This window comes from Pseudomonas sp. NPDC087358 (genome assembly GCF_044900785.1).
Taxonomy (GTDB): domain Bacteria; phylum Pseudomonadota; class Gammaproteobacteria; order Pseudomonadales; family Pseudomonadaceae; genus Aquipseudomonas.
Map to the genome: position 1 here is coordinate 557,419 of NZ_JBJDOA010000003.1, position 21,211 is coordinate 578,629.

General features: G+C 60.8%; 19 protein-coding genes and 1 pseudogene. 5 read left to right on the forward strand and 15 right to left on the reverse strand.

Features of this window, described 5'->3' with window-relative positions; all coding sequences use genetic code 11:
- Positions 1 to 35 precede the first annotated feature (35 nt).
- The 3 genes and pseudogenes from ACI2KS_RS09340 to ACI2KS_RS09350 form a co-directional block, all read right to left on the reverse strand.
- Positions 36 to 959, reverse strand: coding sequence for a TIGR03571 family LLM class oxidoreductase (locus tag ACI2KS_RS09340; RefSeq protein WP_404619328.1), 924 nt, complete (start codon positions 957 to 959; stop codon positions 36 to 38).
- Between the two features lie 151 nt (positions 960 to 1,110).
- A pseudogene (locus ACI2KS_RS09345) lies at positions 1,111 to 1,253 on the reverse strand (MFS sugar transporter); the annotation flags it as partial.
- 175 nt (positions 1,254 to 1,428) lie between these two features.
- On the reverse strand, positions 1,429 to 1,686 hold the full coding sequence (locus ACI2KS_RS09350) for a DUF2790 domain-containing protein (protein ID WP_404619330.1): 258 nt from the start codon (positions 1,684 to 1,686) through the stop codon (positions 1,429 to 1,431).
- Between the two features lie 295 nt (positions 1,687 to 1,981).
- On the opposite strand from ACI2KS_RS09350, the gene ACI2KS_RS09355 reads away from it, so the two are divergent.
- The 3 genes from ACI2KS_RS09355 to ACI2KS_RS09365 all read left to right on the forward strand — a co-directional run bounded on the left by ACI2KS_RS09355 (position 1,982) and on the right by ACI2KS_RS09365 (position 4,334).
- Entirely contained in the window at positions 1,982 to 2,347 is a 366-nt protein-coding gene (locus ACI2KS_RS09355; RefSeq protein ID WP_404619332.1) for a winged helix-turn-helix transcriptional regulator, read from the forward strand.
- Positions 2,348 to 2,495: 148 nt separating this feature from the next.
- The gene (locus tag ACI2KS_RS09360; RefSeq protein WP_404619334.1) at positions 2,496 to 3,524 is read left to right on the forward strand and encodes an alpha/beta fold hydrolase; all 1,029 of its coding nucleotides are present in this window, start codon (positions 2,496 to 2,498) and stop codon (positions 3,522 to 3,524) included.
- A gap of 198 nt (positions 3,525 to 3,722) precedes the next feature.
- Entirely contained in the window at positions 3,723 to 4,334 is a 612-nt protein-coding gene (locus ACI2KS_RS09365; RefSeq protein WP_404619336.1) for a hypothetical protein, read from the forward strand.
- A gap of 133 nt (positions 4,335 to 4,467) precedes the next feature.
- Here ACI2KS_RS09365 and ACI2KS_RS09370 read toward each other — a convergent pair whose 3' ends face one another.
- The 10 genes from ACI2KS_RS09370 to ACI2KS_RS09415 all read right to left on the reverse strand — a co-directional run bounded on the left by ACI2KS_RS09370 (position 4,468) and on the right by ACI2KS_RS09415 (position 14,813).
- A complete protein-coding gene (locus ACI2KS_RS09370) occupies positions 4,468 to 5,406 on the reverse strand; it encodes a carbohydrate kinase (RefSeq protein ID WP_404619338.1) in 939 nt (312 codons plus the stop codon).
- 31 nt (positions 5,407 to 5,437) lie between these two features.
- Complete coding sequence (xylB, locus tag ACI2KS_RS09375) at positions 5,438 to 6,919, reverse strand: xylulokinase (protein WP_404619340.1); 1,482 nt, start codon at positions 6,917 to 6,919, stop codon at positions 5,438 to 5,440.
- A gap of 7 nt (positions 6,920 to 6,926) precedes the next feature.
- The gene (locus tag ACI2KS_RS09380) at positions 6,927 to 8,444 is read right to left on the reverse strand and encodes a mannitol dehydrogenase family protein (RefSeq protein WP_404619342.1); all 1,518 of its coding nucleotides are present in this window, start codon (positions 8,442 to 8,444) and stop codon (positions 6,927 to 6,929) included.
- Between the two features lie 44 nt (positions 8,445 to 8,488).
- A complete protein-coding gene (locus ACI2KS_RS09385) occupies positions 8,489 to 9,592 on the reverse strand; it encodes an ABC transporter ATP-binding protein (protein WP_404619344.1) in 1,104 nt (367 codons plus the stop codon).
- Between the two features lie 141 nt (positions 9,593 to 9,733).
- Positions 9,734 to 10,567, reverse strand: coding sequence for a carbohydrate ABC transporter permease (locus ACI2KS_RS09390; RefSeq protein ID WP_404619346.1), 834 nt, complete (start codon positions 10,565 to 10,567; stop codon positions 9,734 to 9,736).
- Between the two features lie 10 nt (positions 10,568 to 10,577).
- Entirely contained in the window at positions 10,578 to 11,510 is a 933-nt protein-coding gene (locus ACI2KS_RS09395; RefSeq protein ID WP_404619348.1) for a carbohydrate ABC transporter permease, read from the reverse strand.
- 78 nt (positions 11,511 to 11,588) lie between these two features.
- Positions 11,589 to 12,911, reverse strand: coding sequence for an ABC transporter substrate-binding protein (locus ACI2KS_RS09400; protein ID WP_404619350.1), 1,323 nt, complete (start codon positions 12,909 to 12,911; stop codon positions 11,589 to 11,591).
- A gap of 241 nt (positions 12,912 to 13,152) precedes the next feature.
- Positions 13,153 to 14,058 (reverse strand): AraC family transcriptional regulator, encoded by a 906-nt coding sequence (locus ACI2KS_RS09405; RefSeq protein ID WP_404619352.1) that lies wholly within the window; start codon positions 14,056 to 14,058, stop codon positions 13,153 to 13,155.
- 73 nt (positions 14,059 to 14,131) lie between these two features.
- On the reverse strand, positions 14,132 to 14,452 hold the full coding sequence (locus tag ACI2KS_RS09410) for a helix-turn-helix domain-containing protein (protein ID WP_404619354.1): 321 nt from the start codon (positions 14,450 to 14,452) through the stop codon (positions 14,132 to 14,134).
- Positions 14,445 to 14,813, reverse strand: a complete 369-nt coding sequence (locus ACI2KS_RS09415; RefSeq protein WP_404619355.1) for a type II toxin-antitoxin system RelE/ParE family toxin — start codon at positions 14,811 to 14,813, stop codon at positions 14,445 to 14,447. Before ACI2KS_RS09415 ends, ACI2KS_RS09410 begins: the two co-directional genes overlap by 8 nt.
- Before the next feature lie 114 nt (positions 14,814 to 14,927).
- Here ACI2KS_RS09415 and cobF point away from each other — a divergent pair, with 114 nt between their 5' ends.
- Positions 14,928 to 15,689: a precorrin-6A synthase (deacetylating) gene (gene cobF, locus ACI2KS_RS09420; protein WP_404619357.1), complete on the forward strand. Its 762-nt coding sequence runs from the start codon at positions 14,928 to 14,930 to the stop codon at positions 15,687 to 15,689.
- A gap of 51 nt (positions 15,690 to 15,740) precedes the next feature.
- Here the strand turns inward: cobF and ACI2KS_RS09425 are convergent, their stop codons facing one another.
- Both ACI2KS_RS09425 and ACI2KS_RS09430 read right to left on the reverse strand, forming a co-directional pair.
- Positions 15,741 to 16,961: a glycosyltransferase family 4 protein gene (locus ACI2KS_RS09425; RefSeq protein WP_404619506.1), complete on the reverse strand. Its 1,221-nt coding sequence runs from the start codon at positions 16,959 to 16,961 to the stop codon at positions 15,741 to 15,743.
- A 91-nt stretch (positions 16,962 to 17,052) separates the two neighbouring features.
- The gene (locus tag ACI2KS_RS09430) at positions 17,053 to 17,415 is read right to left on the reverse strand and encodes a response regulator (RefSeq protein WP_404619359.1); all 363 of its coding nucleotides are present in this window, start codon (positions 17,413 to 17,415) and stop codon (positions 17,053 to 17,055) included.
- Between the two features lie 272 nt (positions 17,416 to 17,687).
- On the opposite strand from ACI2KS_RS09430, the gene ACI2KS_RS09435 reads away from it, so the two are divergent.
- Complete coding sequence (locus tag ACI2KS_RS09435) at positions 17,688 to 21,179, forward strand: response regulator (protein WP_404619360.1); 3,492 nt, start codon at positions 17,688 to 17,690, stop codon at positions 21,177 to 21,179.
- The last annotated feature ends 32 nt before the right edge of the window (positions 21,180 to 21,211 follow it).

Below are 21,211 nucleotides of genomic sequence, written 5' to 3' on the forward strand. Positions count from 1 at the left end.
CGGGCCGCCCCCGTAGCGACAGGTCGTCTGCCGACTCAATGAAACATCGGCAGCACATGCTCGGCCAGTTCGCCAATCACCTCACTCACGTCACGTTCGCTGCGCCGCAGATGCAGGCCGATGTGCTGTACGCCAAGACCCTGCAGGGTTTGCAGTTCATCGATCAGCGCCAGGCGACCGCAGCGCCCACCGAAATGCACGCGCTGCAGCGGTGCGTGTGGATTGGCATCCAGATCCAGATGGATGAAGCTGACGTAGGGTTTGTCCCCGGCCACTTCACGCCATAAGCCGACGCGACGGCGGTGCTCATCCGGCGTTCCGGGGTAGCTCAGCCAGCCATCCATGTGTTCCCCGACCCAGGCCGGTGACTGTTGCGAAAGCCCGGCCACCAGCATGGGCAGTGCCTGCTGCACCTCTGGCAGCAGCCGGGTGCCTTGCGGCAATTGTCCCTGGCCTTGAGTCCTGATCAGCTCCACGGCATCCCGGAACGCTGCACCGCGTTGCTCGAAATCCTTGCCGAACAAGGGGTACTCGATGGGCCGGTCGCCGCTGGCCACGCCCAGCAGCAGGCGCCCGTCACTCAGTTCGTCAATGCTGTTGGCCGCCTTCAGGGTCAGCCAGGGCTGACGCAGCGGCAGGACCACGGCGGCAGTGCCCAGCAAAATGTCTTGGGTAATCCCGGCCAGATAGCCCAGATAGGAAAACGTCTCGTAGACTTGGGCTGCATCACCGAATGCCGGGTCGTAGAGGGGCACATCGCGAATCCACAGGGCACGGAACCCGCTTTGATCGGCCTGCCTTGCCAGTGCGGCATGACGGCGAATGTCGGGAATGCCGAACGGCCGCTGTTGTTGTTCGGCGAGGCGTCGGCCGCTGCTGGACCAGTCGTTGTCCAGCGGCAGTTCCAGGCCGATGGAAAAACCACTTTCGCCGATCAATCTGCTGAATCTTGGATGCATGGGAAAAACCTCGAAGCTTCGCATTGGCGAGGCTGTGGCGCAGGGGCAATCAGTAACCGACGAACACCGGGCTTTCGCGGCGCTCGCTCAGGCCGGGGTGTCTGGCCGGCAGCATAACGCTGACCCTGTTCGGGCTAAAACCGGCGAGGTCTGCATACAGACTGCCCAACGGACCCGCCGAGGCAGGCTGACGTTGCGGCCGGCAGCCATGGTCGGTATCAGTCCGACGCTGGCCAATTCGGTGATTCCGATGGCAAAGGCACTGAGGGTCAGCGCCAACGAGGCAAGCGGCATGATGAGCACTCTGGCGCAGGGCCATTGTCGAATGGCGCCCAGTATCCGCAGGCCGACTAATGAGAAAAATGCCGTGGCAGGCACAACAGTTTTGCGTGGAAATCAAAAATGCGAGAGGTCGCCATTGTTATGGGTGAGGGCGACCTTTCTCGTGGGGCGTTGCCGGACGGCGGTATCAGTTATCGCCCAGGCAGGTGTTGCCACTGGTTTCGTAACGCAGGGTGTGGGCTTTGCCCATATGGTCGACATAACCAAGATCCACCGGGCGCACGCCGCAGAAATTCAGGTTGGGCGTTTTGGTGACTTCAGCGATATCAAGCTTGGTGCCGTAAGTGTATTCCTGGACCTGCGCCATGTTTTTCATGTCAGCGTTGGCGGTTACGGCGAAGCTGCTCAGGGCGGTCAGGGTCAGGGCGATCAGTGCGGTTTTCATGGTGTGTTTCCTTCATTTGGGTTCGGATGACTTTCTTGAGCCCGTATGACGAAGCACAGGCAGGGTTATTCCATCGAGGGTGAAATTAGATGCAGGTCTGGCCAGATGGCCTGCGATTGTGGCCATGGCTGAAGTACCGCGATGGCGACAATGGCTGTTGCGCTGGGGCCGCGCTGAAGAAATTGACGGGCCTGCCGCGTTCGCCAGCAGGCGTGGGGCTTGTCGGTCCGAGGGTGCCGGGGATGTCCGGGCGGGAGGCTTTCCAGTGCCTTGCGCCCTTGCTAGACTCCGGCGCATGTCAGACATCGATGCTCTAACCCCCGACTCATCGGCCATGCCGACCTACGCGTTTTGCCCGGTGATCACCGCCCTGGAGGTGATTGGTGAGCGCTGGGTGATCCTTATCCTGCGCGATCTGTTGCGCAACCCCTCGCGGCGCTTTCAGGATCTGCAGGATTCGCTCAAGGGCTGCGCGCCCAGCACCTTGTCGACCCGGCTCAAGGCGCTCCAGGCCCATGGCCTGATCGAGCGACGGTTGTACGAGCAACACCCCCCGCGTCTCGAATACCTGCTCACTGCCAAAGGGCGCGAAGTCGGGCCGGTAATCGCCTCACTGCGCGACTGGGGCCTGCGTTTGCAGGCGCAGGATCCGCCGCAATAAGCCCGTGCACCGGTCAAGCAATTGATCGCCTGATTCAACGTCCCGGCTACAACCGTCTACGCTTGTTTTGCGGCGCGAAGGCATGGGCGGTGATGTACATGGTTGTCCTGGGCTGCGGAACGGAAGCCTGTTTGCCTGGGGGAAAACCATGATCCTGTGTCGATATGCGGGCCGCACGCTCTGTGCGTTGCTCGCCATGATGAGCGTCTGTGTGTGCATGGCGGCCGAGCAGCAGCTGGCCAGTATCGGCTCGCTGACCATGGTCGGTGGCAAGATCAAGCAATGTTCGCTGGGTTACCGAACCTACGGCACGCTGGCGGCGGACCAGAGCAACGTGGTGCTGGTGCCGACCTGGCTGACGGGACGCACGGCTGACCAGATCGATCTGATCGGGCCGGGCAAACTGATCGACACCGATCGCTGGTATGTCATTGCCCTGGACGCTATTGGCAACGGCGTGTCCTGTTCACCGTCCAACAGCAAGAGCCACCCACGGCTGAACTTTCCGGAGTTCGGCATCCGCGACATGGTCAAGGCGCAGCATCGGCTGCTTGCTCTGACCCTGGGCATTGACCACGCCCATGCCATCGTCGGCATTTCCATGGGCGCGATGCAGGCCATGCAATGGGCGGTGATGTACCCCGACTATGCGAGCAACATCGTGAGCATCGTTGGCACTGCGCAACCGACCGCGCGTGACCTGCAAGTGTGGCGGGGCGAACTGAGCGCCATCGAACACAATCCGGGCTGGAACGCCGGTAACTATCCCCCAGGCACCGTATTCAGAAACCTCACGGCGCTGCATACCGAGTCGATGTGGACGCCGGAGCATACGGCGGCCAAGACCGTGGCGGGCAAACATGCCACCGGCGATCGCTTCCACGGGACCCAGACCAGCCAGAGCTTCAGCGCAGTGGACTGGTATCGACAGCTGCAGGCGATGACCACTTTTGGTCTGGCCCGGGATGGCGACATGGCCGCCCTGGCGGGCAGGATCAAGGCGCGGCTGCTGATCATCACCTCCGAACAGGATCGGTTGATCGACCCGGGGCCGTCAAAGGCGCTGGCCGCGCAAAAACGCGCAAAGCTGCTGGTGCTCGACAATGATTGCGGACACATGGCGCCCAACTGCGAGATCGGCAAGGTCAATCAAGCGGTCAAGGCGTTTCTCGACTAAGCGCGCGGCAAGGCGGCAAGGCGGCAGGGCGGCCAGCGCCTGCCGCCGACGGCAAATTCACGCCGACATTGCCGCTCTGCGCCGTGGCCGAAAACCGTCGAAACCCTTGCAGGACGGGCATTGCACAGATGTAACAAGATGTGGCACCAGTCTTGCTGTGACCAGAGATACATCGATAACCCGATAAGGAGGTGAAAGATGATCATTGGTAACAGTGCCATCCAGCATTTTGTCTCGAAAGCTGTGGCCCATACCCAGTTCGATACAAGCGATCAGGATGCGTACAACAGCGCAATGGCAGGTGCCAGCGCGCCGGTCGCCGCCATTGCCGGTAGCGACGACAGTTCCACTCAAAGCAGCGCCGACCAGGGTTACGACGAATCCTTCGCCAAGATGATGGTGAACCTCAAGGCTGCGCTGGCCAACACCACTGCCTCGGTGACGGACGATGACAAAGCGGCTGCCGCTGCTGCGTTCTCTTCCAGCTCCGACAAGCAGGTCGCGGCATCCGACAGCGTGGCGAAAACCGTCGATAACGAGATCGCAGGCGTTGACGCCAGTGATTCGAGTGCGTCGGCGGCCACATCGGCCAAAGATGAGTTCCTGGCGTACATGAACCAGAGCGATGCCGAGAAGGTGCGTCAGCAGCTGACCGGGGTGAGCAAGGAAGAGTACGACAAGATGACGCCGGAACAGCAGGCGGCAGTGGACAAGAAAGTGGCCGACCTGCAGAAAACCAGGCAGGAGCAGCAAGTCGCCGAGCAAGAGGTCAAGACCAAGATCGCCATGGCGAAGGCGGAAATGGCCTGACCGATCGGCGCGATTGATGCAGTGGGTGACAAGGAAACGGGGCAACGGTATCGACCGGCTGCCCCTTTTTTATGTGCCTGGCCTTTGCCTGGCCGCGGTCATTGACTCAAGCGCGGGCCAGTTGAAAAGTGGCTTAAACCACCTGATCCCGATACGGCAGGTCCGGGCCCACCCGCGTACAGGTCACGGCCGCCGCAGCCACGGCGAAGTCGAGCATTTCGGTCAGCGTCTGGCGGGTAAGCGTTGGCAGGCTGGCCGGGGTATCGAGTTCACGTTCGGTGAGGAAGGTAATCAGCGCGGCCTGGAAGGTATCACCGGCACCCACGGTGTCGGCGGTGTGGACTTCGCGGGCCGGGACGGACCAGTTGCCCAGTGAACGGGTGAAGACGGTCGCGCCCTCGCGGCCACGGGTCATGATAACCAGCTGGCAGTTATCCTTGAGCCAGCCCTGGGCGATGGTTGCGGCCTCGAGGTCTGGATAAAGCAGGTGCAGGTCTTCATCACTGACTTTGACAATGTGCGCGTGTTTGGCGAATTTCGCCACCTGATCGCGCCACAACTCGATGCTCGGTGCCGGGTTGAGCCGCACATTGGGATCAAAGGTGATCAGCCGCTTGCCGCTCTCACGCTGCACCAGTGTCAACAGCGCGTCGGCGACCGGCTGCACCACCAGTGAGAAGGAACCCACGTGCAGCCCGCGCACGCTGGCATCCAGCACCGGCAGGTGCTCGATGCTCAGCAGGCGGTCGGCGCAACCTTCGCCGCGAAAGCTGTATTGCGGGGAGCCGTCGGCGCCTACCGCGACCATCGACAGCGTCGTCGGCGCATCGAAGTGGATCAGGAAGTCATCGCGTACGCCTTCTTCTTCGAGCACCGTCGCCAGGCGTTTGCCCAGGTAGTCGGTGGAAATGCCGGCGAAGAAACCTGACTCCACGCCTAACCGGCGCAAACCCACGGCGACGTTGAACGGCGAGCCGCCAGCGATGGCCTGAAACGCCACCTTGTTGCTTTGTGCACTGCTGTCCGGCTGACTGAAAAAGTCGAACAGTGCTTCGCCACAGACCAGATACATAGGGACTCCAAAAGGGCTGACGGGCTGTGCGTCAAATGCCCTGCAATTGATTGCGGTAGTGCTGATAGACCCTGTGATAGGCCGTTACGTTTTGCGCCACCGGTTGCGTTTCGCTGCTGGCGTCCAGGCTCACGCAACGCTCGCACAGGGCCGCCAGCGACTGTACTGCACCCTGAACATGGGAATGACACCACGCGGCCTGGATGGCTGCGCCCAGCGCTGCCGCTTCGCTACCAACGGTGCAGACCACCGGGGTGTCCATGATGTCGGCGACGATCTGCCGCCAGACTGCGCTTTTCGCGCCGCCACCGATCAGCCGGATGTTGGCGCTCTTGATGCCGCTGTCGCGCAGCAGGTCCAGGCCGTAGCGCAGGCCGAAGGTCGTGCCTTCGACCACCGCGCGGCACAAGTTGGCCTGATTCAGGTTGGTGCTGTCCAGCCCCAGAATACTGCCGGTGGCGTGGGGCAGGGCGGGCACGCGTTCGCCATTGAGGAAGGGCAGCATCAATACCCCCTGGGCGCCGATGGGCGAGGCGGCAATGGCCGCGTTGAAGGCGCCGATGTCCAGCGCGAACAGCTCACGAATGGCGCTGGTGGCGTTGGTCAGGTTCATGGTGCAGATCAGCGGCAGCCAGCCACCGGACGACGAACAGAAGGTTGCCACCGAGGGTTGTGCACTGACGTTGCCCTGATCGGCGAAGGCGTAGACGGTGCCGGACGAACCCAGGCTCATGGTGATTGCGCCAGGCGCAATGTTGCCGGTGCCGATGGCACCCATCATGTTGTCGCCGCCGCCGCTGGAGACCACGGCGTCAGGGTTGATGCCCAGGCGTTCGGCGATTGCTGGCAGAATCGTGCCCACCGCTTGATGAGCTTCGAGCAACTGCGGCAAGGCATCGACCAGGCGGCCCGTGGGGTCGATGTGCCGGAGAATTTCAAGGTCCCACTGGCGGGTACGCACGTTGAAGTAGCCGGTGCCGGACGAATCGCCGTACTCGCTGCAGCAGCGCCCGGTCAGCCAGTAATTGAGAAAGTCATGGGGCAGCAGGATCTTGTCGATGCGGGCGAACAGGTCGGGAAATTGCTCCTTGGTCCACAGCAGTTTCGACACGGTATAGCCGGGAGCAATGGCGACCCCCAGGCGTTCGAGCGAACCGGCTTCGCCGCCCAGATACTCCAGCAGGCGGTCATTCTCCGGCGCCGATTCGGTGTCACACCACAGCTTGGCCGGGCGCAGCACATGGCCCAGTTCGTCCAGCATCACCAGACCATGTTGCTGCCCGGACACACCGATGCCTTGAATCCGGGCACCGGAGATCCCGGCCTGTTTCAGCGCGGCCGCAGTCGCCTGCTCGAACGCATTGAGCCACTCTTGCACATCCTGCTCACGGCGCCCGTTGGCGCCGCTGATCATCTGATGGGCGCCCGAGCCTTCGCCCAGTACCTTGCCGCTGACGGCATCCAGGATAATTGCCTTGGTGCCTTGGGTGCCGCAATCGATGCCGAGAAACATGTTCACCTCAGACGGTTTTCGCCAACAGGTTTTCCAGGGTTTTGCTGACGCCCAACTGCTTCAGGCTGTTCAGGTTGTGCTCGAACGATGCCACGAACTCGGCGGATTTCGGGATCGCCGCGCCGAAGATTTCTTCCACCTCCAGCAGCCGTTGAGTCACCAGCACATCATCGGCCACCAACGCCTTGCAGAAGTCGGCACGGGGATCGACGACCTTGTACTCGACGCCGTTCTCGCCGGTGAAATCACCGGTCGTGTTGCCTTGCAGGTACAACGCCCAGGCGGCGACCACCAAGGATGCACGGTCCATGTTGCCTTGGTCGACAATCAGGCGGTTGATGGTTGGCACGGTGAACTTGGGAAATTTCGACGAGCCGTCCGAGCACACGCGCTCCAGTTGGTCGGCAATGGCCTGGTTGGAGAACCGGTCGATCAGGGTCTGCTTGTACTCGGTCAGGTCGATACCCGGCACCGGGGCCAGTTGCGGGGTGACATCCAGGTCCATGTAGGTGCGGATGTAGTCGACGAACAGTGGGTCGTTCATGGTCTCGTGAACGAAGCGGTAACCTTTGAGCGCGCCCAGATAGGTCAGTGCCAAGTGGCTGCCGTTGAGCAGCTTGATCTTCATTTCTTCGTAGGGCGTGACGTCATCGGTGAACTGCACGCCGACCTTTTCCCAGGCCGGGCGGCCATCGACGAACTTGTCCTCCAGCACCCATTGCACGAAAGGCTCGCAGACCACCGGCCAGGCATCGTCGATGGCTTTTTCGTCATGCAGTTGCAGGCGGTGCGCGGTGCTGGTCATCGGCGTGATGCGATCGACCATGGCGTTGGGGAAGCTGACGTTTTCGGCGATCCAGTCGTGTAGATCGACGTCACGCAACCTGGCGAAGGTCAGCAGCGCCTTGCGGGTCACGGCGCCATTGTGCGGCAGGTTATCGCAGGACATCAGGGTGAACGCAGGGGTGCCTTCGGCTCGGCGTTTGGCCAGTGCCGCGCACAGGTAGCCGAACACGGTTTTCGGCGTGGCCGGGTGCGTCAGGTCGTGCTGGATCTGCGGCAGGTGGCTCATGAACTCGCCGGTGCTGTCGTCGATGCAATAGCCGCCTTCGGTGATGGTCAGTGAGACGATGCGGATTTCGGGGCTGGCGAGCTTGTCGATCAGCGCCAGGTGGTTGTCGGTGGACATCAGCATCTGGCTCATGGAGCCGATGATGCGGGTTTCGGTGTCCGGGGTGTCGCCCAGTTCGAACAGGGTGTAGAGGAAGTCCTGGTCCCGCAGGGCTTCGAAGTTGCTGCGATCTTCTTCACGCAGGCTGACGCCGCAGATCGCCCAATCCAGGCCCTCGCCGCTGTTGTCTTTGGCCCCCAGGGACATCAAGGCGTCGGTGTAGAACGCCTGGTGGGCGCGGTGGAAGCCGCCTACGCCGATGTGGGCGATGCCTTGGCGACGCTGTTCAAGGGCGTAGGCGGGCACTGCAATGTCGGCGCCCAGGTTCGACAGATTCTGTTTGTTCAGTTTCATGATTACGCTCTCGGATTCCTGATGCTGTAAGGCTTGGCGAAAACTCAGGCCGCTGCCTGCAGGGCCTTGCCGATGACCTGGCCCTGAGCGTCGAACAGGTGGCAATGAATGCTGTCCAGGTGCAGGTTCAGGGTCTCGCCGTACTGGCTGGCCAGATCGCCGCGAATCCGCATGGTCAGCGGTTCACCGGACGTGGTGCGCACGTGGCAATAGGTGTCGCTGCCCAGGCGCTCGCTGACGTCGGCGATCACTTTGAGTTGGCAATCACCGTCCCTGGCCAGTTCCAGATGCTCCGGGCGGATGCCCAGGGTCACCGCGTCGCCGACACTCTGTTGGGCGTTGGTGAACGGCAGGCTGATGGTTGCCCCGGCATCGAGGGTGACTTCACAGCCGCTGGCGTCGGCGCGGCTGATCTTGCCCTTGAGAAAACCCATTTTTGGCGTGCCGAGAAAGCCTGCGACGAACAGGTTGGCCGGGTGGTGATACAGCTCCAGCGGCGAGCCGACCTGCTCCACGCGGCCGCCATTGAGCACCACCACCTTGTCGGCCAGGGTCATGGCCTCGACCTGATCGTGGGTCACGTAAATCATCGTCGCTTTCAACTCTTTGTGCAGGCGCGACAGCTCCAGGCGGGTCTGGACGCGCAGCGCGGCATCGAGGTTGGACAGCGGCTCGTCGAACAGGAAGATCTTCGGATTGCGCACGATCGCCCGACCGATTGCCACGCGCTGGCGCTGGCCGCCCGACAACTGCTTGGGCTTGCGCTCCAGCAGCGGACCGAGCTCGAGAATGCGTGCTGCTTCGGCGACTTTCTTTTCCACTTCGGCTTTGGGCGTGCCGGCCAGGTCCAGGGCGAAGGACAGGTTCTTGCTCACGGTCATGTGCGGATACAGCGCGTAAGTCTGGAACACCATGGCCAGGTCGCGCTTGGCCGGGGTGACCTGGGTGATCTCGCGACCATCGAGCTCGATGCTGCCACCGGTCACGTCTTCAAGCCCGGCGATCAGGCGCAGCAGGGTGGACTTGCCGCACCCGGACGGACCGACGAAGACCACGAATTCACGGTCTTTGACGTCCAGGTCGATGCCTTTGATGATCTGGTGGCCGTCGAAGCCTTTTTGCAGATTTCTGATTGTCAGGTTAGCCATTTGGGGCTCCAGTCTTATTCTTCAAATACAACAAAATCATCACCTGTAGGAGTGGGCTTGCTCGCGATTGGCCGTTCTATCCGACATCTATGTTTCGGCATAAAACCTTATCGCGAGCAAGCTCACTCCTACAGGGCTCGGTTATTTCACCGCGCCAAACGACAGGCCGCGCACCAGTTGTTTCTGGCTGATCCAGCCGAAGATCAGGATCGGCGCACAGGCCAGCGTGGAGACGGCCGACAGCTTGGCCCAGAACAAGCCTTCAGGGCTTGAGTACGAGGCGATCAGGGCGGTCAGCGGCGCGGCGTTGGAGGAGGTCAGGTTCAGCGACCAGAACGCCTCGTTCCAGCACAGGATCAGCGACAGCAGCGCCGTGGAGGCCAGCCCGCCCTTGCAGATCGGGATCAGCACCTTGAAGATTTCCTGGCGCGTGGTGGCGCCATCGAGCCGCGAGGCTTCGAGGATTTCCCCGGGAATGTCCTTGAAGTAGGTGTAAATCATCCAGACCACGATCGGCAGGTTGATCAGCGTGTAGATCACGATCAGCGCGATGCGCGAATCCAGCAGGCCGAAGGTCTTGGCCAGCAGGTAGATGGGCATCAGCACACCCACCGGCGGCAGCATTTTGGTGGAGAGCATCCACAACAACGTGCCCTTGGTCCGCTTGGTTTCGAAGAACGCCATGGAGTAGGCGGCCGGCACGGCGATCAGCAGGCACAGGATCGTGGCGCTGAAGGAGATCAGAATCGAGTTCCAGGCGAAATGGAAGTAATCGCTGCGTTCCTGAATGTGCAGGTAGTTTTCCAGGGTTGGCGTGAAGATGAACTGTGGCGGGGTGGCGAATGCATCGATCTCGGTCTTGAAGCTGGTCAGGACCATCCAGAAGATCGGAAAGAAAATCAGCGCCGCGATCAGCCACGACAAGGTGCCGAGCAAGACACTTTGCAGGCCACGGGATTGTTTGAGCGTCATCATGACCTTGCCCTCAGGATTTGTCGGTAAGGTTCTTGCCGATCATCCGCACCAGGATGATTGCGGCAATGTTGGCGATGACCACGGCAATCAAGCCGCCGGCCGAAGCCATGCCCACGTCGAATTGCAGCAGCGCCTGGTTGTAGATCAGGTACGCAAGGTTGGTCGAGGCGAAACCCGGACCGCCATTGGTGGTGGTGAAGATTTCGGCGAACACCGACAGCAGGAAGATGGTCTCGATCATCACCACCACGGCGATCGGACGCGCCAGGTGCGGCAGGGTCAGGTGCCAGAAGATCGCGATGGGGCCTGCGCCATCCAGGCGTGCCGCTTCTTTCTGCTCCTGATCCAGCGACTGCATGGCGGTCATCAGGATGAGGATGGCGAACGGCAGCCATTGCCAGGACACGATGATGATGATCGACAGCATCGGGTAGTTGGCCAGCCAGTCCACCGGTTGGGCGCCGAAGGCTTTCCAGACCGAGGCCAGGATCCCGGACACCGGATGGAAAATCAGGTTCTTCCAGATCAGCGCGCTGACCGTGGGCATGATGAAGAACGGCGAAATCAGCAGCACGCGCACGATGCCGCGGCCAAGGAATTCACTGGCTTCCAGCAGCGCGGAGATGAGTACCCCGAGGATGACGCTGATGGCCAGCACGCTGCCGACCAACAGCAGGGTGTTCAGGGCGCCGGGGATGAATCCTGCGTCAGTGACGAAGAACTCGAAGTTCTCAAGGCCGACAAACTCGTTCTCGCCCGGGTTAAGCAGGTTGTAGCGGATCAGCGAAAAGTAGATGGTCATGCCCAGCGGGACGAGCATCCACACCAGCAGCAACAACACTGAGGGGCTGACCAGGAACCAGCCGGGCTTGGTGACGCTGCTCTTGACTGGCGACTTGTCGTCGGCCGAGGCCGCGCGAGGGGTAATGGTTGAGGTGTTCATGATGACTCCGAACCGGGGCATAAGCGTGAGCGTGGCAGCGGGGGCAGGGCGCCTCCCGCCGCCTTGAAGCAGTGAGGGTCAGCCCTTTTTCGGGTAGCCGGCTCGCTTCATTTCACGCTCGGATACGCTTTGTGCGTTGGTCAGCGCCTGATCGACCGAGGACGTGCCGACCAAAGCCGCAGAGAACTGCTGGCCCACGGAGGTACCGATCGACTGGAACTCAGGAATGGTCACCAGCTGAATACCCACGTAAGGCACCGGCTTGAGCGTTGGCGCCTTGGGCGTCACGGCCTTGAGCGATTCCAGAGTGATGTTGGCGAACGGCGCCGCCTGCTTGTAAGCGTCGGTGTAGGTCGAGGCGCGCGTACCCGGCGGCACGTTGGACACGCCGTCTTTCTCCGCCACCAGGGTTGCGTACTCTTTGGACGTCGCCCACTCGGTGAAGGCGCGAGCGTCCTTGTCGTTCTTGGCGCTGGTCGGAATCGCCAGGGCCCACGAGTACAACCAGGCCGAGCCCTTGTCGGTGACTTCATGCGGCGCGTAGGTAAAGCCCACGTTGTCGGCGACCTTGCTCTGGGACTTGTCGGTGACGAACGAGCCGGCGACGCTGGCGTCGACCCAGATCGCGCATTTGCCGCTGTTGAACAGCGCCAGGTTTTCGTTGAAACCATTGCTCGACGCGCCAGGAGGGCCGTCTTTCTTCATCACGTTGACGTAGAAGTTCAGCGCGTTCTTCCACTCCGGCTGGTCGAACTGCGGCTTCCACTGTTCGTCGAACCAGCGTGCGCCAAAGGCGTTGGCCACGGTGCTGATCAGCGCCATGTTCTCACCCCAGCCGGCCTTGCCGCGCAGGCAGATGCCGTATTGCTCCTTGGACTTGTCGGTGAGCTTGTCGGCGAACTCGGAAATCTGCGTCCAGGTCGGACGCTCCGGCATGGTCAGCCCGGCCGCCTTGAACAAATCCTTGCGGTAGTAGGTGATCGAACTTTCGGCATAGAACGGCAGGGCGAACAGTTTGCCGTCTACCGACAGGCCGTCACGCACCGAGGGGAACACATCGTCCAGTGCGTAGGAGGCGGGCAGGTCGGTCATTTCCTTCAGCCAGCCCTTGGCACCCCAGAGTGAGGCTTCGTACATGCCGATGGTCAGCACGTCGAACTGGCCGCCCTTGGTGGCAATGTCCGTGGTCAGGCGTTGGCGCAGGACGTTCTCTTCGAGTACGACCCATTTGAGCTTGATATCGGGATGCTGTTGTTCGAAGGTTTTCGACAGCCGCTGCATGCGGATCATGTCGCTGTTGTTGACGGTGGCAATGGTCACGTCGCCCGCTTGGGCCACGGTTGCCAAGGTTGAGAGTGTCAGATAGGTCCCGGCCAGCAGAAACTTTGCAGAGGTCTTCATTTATCACTCCTCTTCCGCGCCCAAGGGGCGACAGAAGCTTGGTTATTGTTTTTGTTCCTTCCCAAGACGTGGAAGAAGGTCAGTTGATTACAACGGTCTGCACGATGGATGACAAATCCTGCGAGACACTTGAACTGATACTTTTTTGCACTGGCAGTTCAGACGACAACACCCCAAAACTGCGATCCGGCACAGTGCGGCGCAGTTCCAGCGTAGTTGATGGGAGCAGGAAGGGGACGAATCAGTACAGGTTCTGTTCGGTCAGACGTTGCACGGCCAGGCGTCGATAGTGCGACGGTGTCATGCCTTTGAGCTTCTGGAAGCGTCGATTGAAATTGGAAATGTTGTTGAAGCCGGACTCGAAGCAGACGTCGGTAACCGGTTTGTCGCCATCGGCCAGCAATTCGCATGATTTGCTGATGCGCAGGCGATTGACGAACTCGACGAAGCAGCGGCCGGTGGCCTGTTTGAATACCCGGGAGAAATAGGTGGCTTTCATGCCCAGATAGTCGGCCACCTCTTCGAGCGGCAATTCGCGCGCGTAGTGAGTGAAGATGTACTCCACCGCCTTGTTGGTGCGCTCCACGGCATGATCATCCGAGAGCTGCGAGGCCGTGGTGCCGGACAGCAACTGGAAGTCATCACTGGCGGCCAGCAGTTCGAGCAAGATGAAAAAGTGGCCCAGGCGGGTCATGCCGCTGGAGTCGGCAATCTTTTGCATCAGCTTCATGGCCTGGCGGATCGTACGCTTGCAGCGAAACTCGATGCCGTACTGCGCGCGTTCGAGCAGCGGGGCCAGCGACTTGAGCTCGGCGAACACCTGGTTACCGCTGTCGAGCAATTGCTCGGTGAAATTGACCAGCATGTCGCGCTTGGGCACGACCTCGTCTTCCTCGATCTGGCTGATCCAGTTATGCGGCAGGTTGGGGCCCGTCAGGAACAGTGTTCCGGGATAGAAGTTGCCGATGTAATCGCCGACGAACACCTTGCCGGAGCTGGCAACGATCAGGTGCAGTTCGTATTCCTTGTGAAAGTGCCAGCGCACCAGCGGGCAGGGGAAGCCATGTTCACGATAGATGATCGACAGCCCGTTATGGTCGTCCATCAGCTCGTAGGAAGGGTCGGTGATTCTTGTTGTTTTGCTCATGCGCGTGCCGGGGCTGGAGAGTGGCGTGGGGTTAATGTGCACTAAATACCGTGCGGAAAATAGCCGCTACCCTTCAAACGAAAACCACTTCGACACGCCCCTCATTGCGGGACCGCGGTGCTGCCTTGACCACGATTTGCACGTCCCGGCCAAGACGGGTCAGGCATTCGATCATCTTGGTCTCGCTAATGCCGCGAAATTTCCCGCGCAGCATGTCCGACACCTTGGGTTGGGGAATGCCGAGTATTTGCGCAGCCTGTGCCTGAGTCAGATGCCTGGCCTTGAGGATGCTGGCAATCTTGCCGGCCAGCTGTGCCTTGACCAGCATTTCACTGGCGTCCGCCAGACCCAAGTCGGCGTAGACATTGCCGCTTCCTTGTTCGATTTCAGTCATGTCTCAGTCCTTTCCAATGGGATTCGGCGGCCATGAGTCGACTCTTGATCATGGCAATGTCCTGCTGTGATGTCTGGATATTCTTCTTCGACTTCTTCTGGAAGCAGTGCAGAACATAAACCGCATCAGTGAAGCGCAGCGTATAGACGGCTCGGTAGGTGTCGCCGTGAAAATCCTCGACGACCTCCAGCACACCTGCATGGCCGAAGCCCTTCAGCGGTTTGGCATGCGTATGCTTACTAGCAGTTTGAGCGAGGTAGAGAGCAAATCCGAAAGTGTCCTGTACATCGGCGGGCATATTGATGAGATCCTTTCTACTGCCAGCCACCCAGAAAAGCGGCTTTTCAAATCCATGTGACATGCGCAAGCTATACCTATATGGGTATGGAGTCAACCTGTCGTCCTCCCCACGACAGCCCTGGCCGGTCAATATCCAGCGCAATCATGCCCTGCGCCATTGAGGAACTGTAACCCCATGAAAAAACTCCTCGTCATCGGCATCGGCGCCGGTCATCCAGAGCACATCACCGTTCAGGCGATCAAGGCGTTGAACCGGGCGAAGGTTTTTTTCATTCTCGACAAGGGGTATGCCAATGATGACCTGCTGCGTCTGCGCAGGGACATCTGTGAGCGCTATATCGAGGGGGACGATTATCGTCTGCTGCAAGTGCGTGATCCCAAGCGCGAGGATGATCGGCAGTCTTATCGCCACGGGATCGAGCATTGGCATGAGCAGCGCGCCGTGTTGTTCGAGCAGCTGATTGCCGAGCAGGTGACGGATGACGAGCCCGGCGCGTTCTTGGTGTGGGGTGATCCTGCGTTGTATGACAGCACGTTGCGCATCCTCGAGCGGGTGCTGGCGCGCGCCCGGCAAGTCTTCGACTACCAGGTGATTCCCGGGATTACCAGCGTGCAGGCGTTGGCGGCGCAGCACCGGATTGCCTTGAACCGCATCGGCGAGCCGGTTGTGATCATCACCGGCCGCCGTCTGGGGCAGCAGCAGGGGGTGGAAATCGACAATACGGTGGTGATGCTCGACGCGCATTGCGGCTTCGAGCGTTTCGTCGATCAGGACCTGTACATCTATTGGGGGGCGTACCTGGGCACGGTTGATGAGATCCTGATTTGCGGGCCTCTGCGTGAGGTTTGCGAACAGATCAAACGCACTCGGCAAGCGGCGCGGGCAGAGAAGGGCTGGATCATGGACACCTATCTGCTGCGTCGTGCAGTGGACTGAGCCGATGGTGACCAAGCGGCTGGTGCCGCACGGCGACAGGATCGGCCTGGGTTACCGGTCGGTGGGGGCTAGCCTGTTCTTCGCCTCGATCCACTGCGACATGTACTGCGTGCTCTTGTGCTGATGATGACGAAGCATCGCGCCGGTGAAGTTGGCTGTGCGGTGGGCCGCCAGGTTGTCGCGCAGCTGGTTGATGCGCTCGATCAGCGATGCGCAGTGCTGTTGGTGCGCAAAACGTGCTTGCAACACCTGCCAACCCGCGCGCTGGGCTTGCTCCCACAGCGCTTGATCCTTGTATAAGCGCACGGCGTGGTCGGCCAGCGCCTGCGCATCGCCGGCTACAGCGCCGGGGAACGGCAGCTCGCCGTGCATGGCTTCAGCACCGACAGGAGTGGTGACCGTCGGCGTGCCGCTGATCATGGCGTCCATCACCTTGCCCTTGATGCCTGCGCCGAAACGCAAGGGTGCCAAGGACACCCGAGCGGCCGCCAGCACCTGCAGTGCGTCGTCGGCCCTGTCCATGATGTGAAAACCCTGGGCGGCGTTATGCAGGGCAGTTGCCTTGGGCGGGGTGTAGGCGCCGTAGACGTGCAACTGCGCGGCCGGCAGTTGCTGGCGAATCAGCGGCCAGAGGGTGTTTTTCAGCCACAGCACGGCATCCCAGTTCGGTGCATGGCGGAAGTTGCCAATGGTCAGGAAGTGCGCGCGCTCAGCGAAACCCCTGCCGCTCTGCGGGATGTCGCGCAGCATCAACGGGCACCAGTGCAGCAACTGCGCGGGCAGCTTGAAATGCTCGGTCAACAGATCGATCTCGACATCGGACACCACCAGACTCAGGTCGCAGCGATAGAACGATGCGAGTTCACGCTGGGCCAGATCGGTCACCGCCATGCGCATGAAAAGCCGCGCATCGGGTGCCGCGAACAGCTCGCCGTAGCCATCGGCGCTGATGCCATCCTTGAGCAGCTCCTTGAGTATCTGATGCCGGCTGTGGCGCATGCTCTGCAGGTCGCAGGTTTCCAGCACGCGCAGGGCATCGGGGGCGTGCTTCTCGACGCGCCAGCCGAACTGCTCCTCCATGAGGAACTGATCGAACAGCACCACGTCCGGCTGCAATGCACTGATGAAAGCGTCGAAGCTGCTGTTATTGAGCTCGATGGGCATTTCGCTGATGCCCAACGCGGCCAGGTCTGCCTTGTGCTCGCCTTCACTGGCGGCGCTGGCAAAGGTGATCTGCCAGCCGTGCTCGAGAAAACAGTCGATCAGTTGCATGACATGCCCGCTGGCAGCCGATGAGCCAGGTTCGGGCCAGACGTAACCGATGATCAGGACATGGCTAGGCCGTGCAGCGTGGCCGGTGTGATCATTGGCCAAGAATGCTTTTCACTTTGTCGCGCAACTGATCGATGGAAAACGGTTTGCCGATGATCTGCATGCCGGCAGGCGCGTCGATGTTCTCGGCGTAACCGCTGGCGAACAGGATCGGCAGTTCCGGGCGCAGCTCGCGGGCCTTGTTTGCCAGCTCGATGCCGTCCATGTCGGGCAGTCCCTTGTCGGTCATCAGTAGATCGATCACCTCATCCTGCTTTTCCAGAAAGGCCAGGGCTTCCTTGCCGTCGGCCGCTTCGAGCACCTTGTACTCAAGCTCCTCGAGAACGTCGACGATCAGCATGCGCACGATGCTGTCGTCTTCAACCACCAGAATCGTGCTGAGTGGGTCGGACATGAAAGTTTCCTTGAAAATGGCGAGGTCTCGACAGGGCAGTGGGCGCCCGATCGGCTAAACAGCTAAGCCAGCAATTGTGACAAGTTCCCGGCGTCAAAAACACAATTCAAATGAATATGATGGCGCCGGCAAATCACTCAAACGTATAGTACGCCAAGTTTTGTCCTACATCTAAAGTCTGAAAATTCAACCTTATATGTCAGAAGCTGGAGTTTTTTCCTGAAGTTTACGGCAAACTCCGTCGTTTAGACGAATCCGCCTGGGCCCTTGCGATGATCCACACCTCTGCAGTCGATGAGCAACGTTTCCGCAAACTTCTGAGCCGCAATGTCAGTTTACCCTTGGCGGTCGGCGTGCTCAGCGCGGCTTTCTTCGTGATCCTGATCACTTATCTGCTGTCGGTGATCCAGTGGGTCGAGCACACCGATCGGGTGATCAACAACATCAACCGCTCGCTGAAGCTGTCGGTAGACATGGAAACCGGCATGCGCGGGTTCCTGCTGACCGGCGATGAGCGTTTTCTCGACCCCTACGAGGTCGCCAAGCCGAGCATTATCGCCGAGCTCAACGGTCTGGAAGAGCTGGTCGCGGACAACCCCGACCAAGTCGATCGCTTCAAGCGCCTTGCGGCCATGCAGGAATCCTGGAACCAGTTCGCCCAGGAGATGATCACCCTGCGTCGCACCGCTGGCGATTACTCCACGCCGATCCAGAACCGCCGCGGCAAGCGTCTGACCGATGAGATTCGGGATGAGTACGATCAGGCGGCGAACGTGGAGCATCAGCTACGGCTGACGCGCAACACCGACGTGACGCATACCACGGTGCTCTCGGTTTCGCTCTACATCATATTCGTGCTGATTGTCAGCGGTATCCTGGCCTGGGTCGGTCGCCGTGACATGACCGCGCTGTCCTCGACCTACACCGCCAACCTCAAGGCACAGCAGGAAGACGCCGAGCGACTGGCCCACGTTGCCTGGTTGCGCAATGGCCAGAGCGAGCTGGCCGAGCAGGTGATCGGGCAGCTGACCCTGAATCTGCTGGGGCGCAATGTGTTGCAGTTCTTCGCTCATCACTTGGGCGCCGTGGTGGCGGCGGTGTATGTGCGTCAGGAACATGGAGGCCTGATGCGGGTGGCCTCCTACGGCTTCTCGCGTCAGCAGGAGTTGCAGGAGCAGTCGATCTACAGCGGCGAAGGCGTGGTCGGCAAGGCCGCCGAAGAGGATCAGATCATCACCCTGGATGACGTGCCTCAGGATTACTTCAAGGTCACTTCGGGTCTGGGCGACGGTTCACCGCGCAGCGTGATCGTCGTGCCTACCCGCAACGACGATCAGGTCAACGGCGTCATCGAGCTGGGTTTTCTGCGCGCGCTCACCCCGCGCGATATCGAGTTTCTGGAGCTGGTTGCCGACAACGTCGGCACCTCCATCGAAGCGGCGCGCTACCGTCAGCGCTTGCAGGAAGTGCTGGCCGAAACCCAGCAGCTCAACGAAGAGTTGCAGGTCCAGCAGGAGGAGCTGCGCACCGCCAACGAAGAACTCGAAGAGCAATCGCGGATCCTCAAGGAATCCCAGGCTCATCTGGAAACCCAGCAGGCGGAGCTGGAACAGACCAACGAGCAGCTGGCCGAGCAGGGCAAGGCCCTGGCCGACCAGCGCGATGCGCTGGATCGCAATAACGAGGAGCTGAACATCGCGCAGGTCGAGCTGGAAGCCCGCGCCGAGGAGCTGCAGCGTTCGAGCAAGTACAAGTCCGAATTCCTTGCCAACATGTCCCATGAACTGCGCACGCCGTTGAACAGCTCGCTGATCCTCGCCAAATTGCTGGCCGAGAACCCGCTGGACAACCTGACCGGGGAGCAGGTCAAGTTCGCCGAATCGATCTATTCGGCCGGCAACGACCTGCTGAACCTGATCAACGACATCCTCGACATCTCCAAGGTCGAGGCCGGCAAGCTGGACATGCGCCCGGAAAACAGCAGCGTCAGCCGTCTGGTCGATGGCTTGCGCATGACCTTCGAGCCACTGGCCGGCGACAAGCAGCTGCAGTTCACCGTGGAAGTGCAACCCGGTGCGCCGGTTTCGCTGTACACCGACCGCCAGCGTCTGGAGCAGATCCTCAAGAACCTGCTGTCCAACGCGATCAAGTTCACCGAAACCGGCGCGGTCAGCCTGACTGTTTCCCGCCAGCCGGGCGAAGGCATTGCCTTCACCGTGCGCGATTCGGGCATCGGGATTGCCGAAGATCAGCAGGAAAGCATCTTCGAAGCCTTCCGCCAGGCCGACGGCACCACCAATCGGCGCTACGGCGGGACCGGCCTGGGGCTGTCGATTTCCCGCGATCTGGCGCGCCTGCTCGGCGGGTCGATCAGCGTCACCAGCGCACCTGGCCAGGGCAGCCTGTTTACCCTGGTGTTGCCAGAGCAGTACGACGAACAGGCGCAATCGCCGTATGTAGAAGAGCCGCCAGTGGCTGTGCAGCCCGCACCGCAACCGGTTGCCGTTGCTGCGCCAAAGGCGCCGGTCATCGAGCCTATTCCGCGCTTCGCCGACGACCGCGACAAGGCCCCGTTCAGCAAGCGTTGCATCCTGGTGATCGAGGATGAAGTGCGCTTTGCCCATATCCTCTACGACCTGGCGCACGAGCTGGGCTACCACTGCCTGGTCGCCCATGGTGCAGACGAAGGCTTCGAGCTGGCCTCAAGCCTCTTGCCGGACGCCGTGCTGCTGGACATGCGCCTGCCCGATCATTCCGGGCTGACGGTGCTGCAACGTCTCAAGGAAATGCCCGCCACACGGCATATTCCGGTGCATGTGATTTCCGTCGAGGATCGCCAGGAAGCCGCGTTGCAGATGGGCGCGATCGGCTACGCGGTCAAACCGACCACCCGCGAAGAACTCAAGGATGTCTTCGCCCGCCTGGAAGCCAAGCTTACGCAAAAGGTCAAGCGGGTGCTGCTGGTCGAGGATGATGCGTTGCAGCGTGACAGCATCGCGCGCCTGATCGGCGACGACGACATCGAGATCACGGCGGTCGGCTTCGCCCAGGATGCGCTCGAACTGCTGCGCGACAACGCCTACGACTGCATGATCATCGACCTTAAACTGCCGGACATGCTGGGCAATGACCTGCTCAAGCGTATGTCCACCGACGAGATCTGCGCCTTCCCGCCGGTGATCGTCTACACCGGGCGCAACCTGACCCGCGATGAAGAGGCCGAGCTGCTCAAGTACTCGCGCACCATCATCATCAAAGGCGCGCGATCGCCGGAACGCCTGCTCGATGAAGTGACGCTGTTCCTGCACAAGGTCGAGTCGCAACTGTCCAACGAGCGGCAGAAAATGCTCAAGACTGCCCGCAGTCGCGACCGCGTCTTTGAAGGCCGCAAGATCCTGGTGGTCGATGACGACGTGCGCAACATCTTCGCCCTGACCAGCGCGCTGGAGCACAAAGGGGCCATCGTCGAGGTCGGCCGCAACGGCCTGGAGGCCATCGAAAAGCTCAACACGGTGGAAGATATCGACCTGGTGTTGATGGACGTGATGATGCCGGAAATGGATGGCTATGAGGCCACCATGCAAATCCGCAAGGACCCGCGCTGGCGCAAGCTGCCGATCATCGCCGTGACGGCCAAGGCCATGAAAGACGATCAGGACCGTTGCCTGCAGGCAGGTTCCAACGACTATCTGGCCAAGCCCATCGACCTTGACCGGCTGTTTTCGCTGATTCGTGTGTGGCTACCGAAAATGGAACGTATCTGAATGGATCGGATCAATTGACCACGCCCGTAGAA

Coding starts and splice junctions, on each gene's coding strand:
- ACI2KS_RS09410 (WP_404619354.1), bottom strand. CDS start 14,452: ATGACTGAAATCGAACAAGGAAGCGGCAATGTCTACGCCGACTTGGGT.
- ACI2KS_RS09355 (WP_404619332.1), top strand. CDS start 1,982: ATGTCAGACATCGATGCTCTAACCCCCGACTCATCGGCCATGCCGACC.
- ACI2KS_RS09360 (WP_404619334.1), top strand. CDS start 2,496: ATGATCCTGTGTCGATATGCGGGCCGCACGCTCTGTGCGTTGCTCGCC.
- ACI2KS_RS09400 (WP_404619350.1), bottom strand. CDS start 12,911: ATGAAGACCTCTGCAAAGTTTCTGCTGGCCGGGACCTATCTGACACTC.
- ACI2KS_RS09380 (WP_404619342.1), bottom strand. CDS start 8,444: ATGAAACTGAACAAACAGAATCTGTCGAACCTGGGCGCCGACATTGCA.
- ACI2KS_RS09365 (WP_404619336.1), top strand. CDS start 3,723: ATGATCATTGGTAACAGTGCCATCCAGCATTTTGTCTCGAAAGCTGTG.
- ACI2KS_RS09430 (WP_404619359.1), bottom strand. CDS start 17,415: ATGTCCGACCCACTCAGCACGATTCTGGTGGTTGAAGACGACAGCATC.
- ACI2KS_RS09395 (WP_404619348.1), bottom strand. CDS start 11,510: ATGAACACCTCAACCATTACCCCTCGCGCGGCCTCGGCCGACGACAAG.
- ACI2KS_RS09425 (WP_404619506.1), bottom strand. CDS start 16,961: ATGCAACTGATCGACTGTTTTCTCGAGCACGGCTGGCAGATCACCTTT.
- ACI2KS_RS09340 (WP_404619328.1), bottom strand. CDS start 959: ATGCATCCAAGATTCAGCAGATTGATCGGCGAAAGTGGTTTTTCCATC.
- ACI2KS_RS09415 (WP_404619355.1), bottom strand. CDS start 14,813: ATGTCACATGGATTTGAAAAGCCGCTTTTCTGGGTGGCTGGCAGTAGA.
- ACI2KS_RS09435 (WP_404619360.1), top strand. CDS start 17,688: ATGATCCACACCTCTGCAGTCGATGAGCAACGTTTCCGCAAACTTCTG.
- ACI2KS_RS09350 (WP_404619330.1), bottom strand. CDS start 1,686: ATGAAAACCGCACTGATCGCCCTGACCCTGACCGCCCTGAGCAGCTTC.
- xylB (WP_404619340.1), bottom strand. CDS start 6,919: ATGTTTCTCGGCATCGATTGCGGCACCCAAGGCACCAAGGCAATTATC.
- ACI2KS_RS09405 (WP_404619352.1), bottom strand. CDS start 14,058: ATGAGCAAAACAACAAGAATCACCGACCCTTCCTACGAGCTGATGGAC.
- ACI2KS_RS09370 (WP_404619338.1), bottom strand. CDS start 5,406: ATGTATCTGGTCTGTGGCGAAGCACTGTTCGACTTTTTCAGTCAGCCG.
- cobF (WP_404619357.1), top strand. CDS start 14,928: ATGAAAAAACTCCTCGTCATCGGCATCGGCGCCGGTCATCCAGAGCAC.
- ACI2KS_RS09390 (WP_404619346.1), bottom strand. CDS start 10,567: ATGATGACGCTCAAACAATCCCGTGGCCTGCAAAGTGTCTTGCTCGGC.
- ACI2KS_RS09385 (WP_404619344.1), bottom strand. CDS start 9,592: ATGGCTAACCTGACAATCAGAAATCTGCAAAAAGGCTTCGACGGCCAC.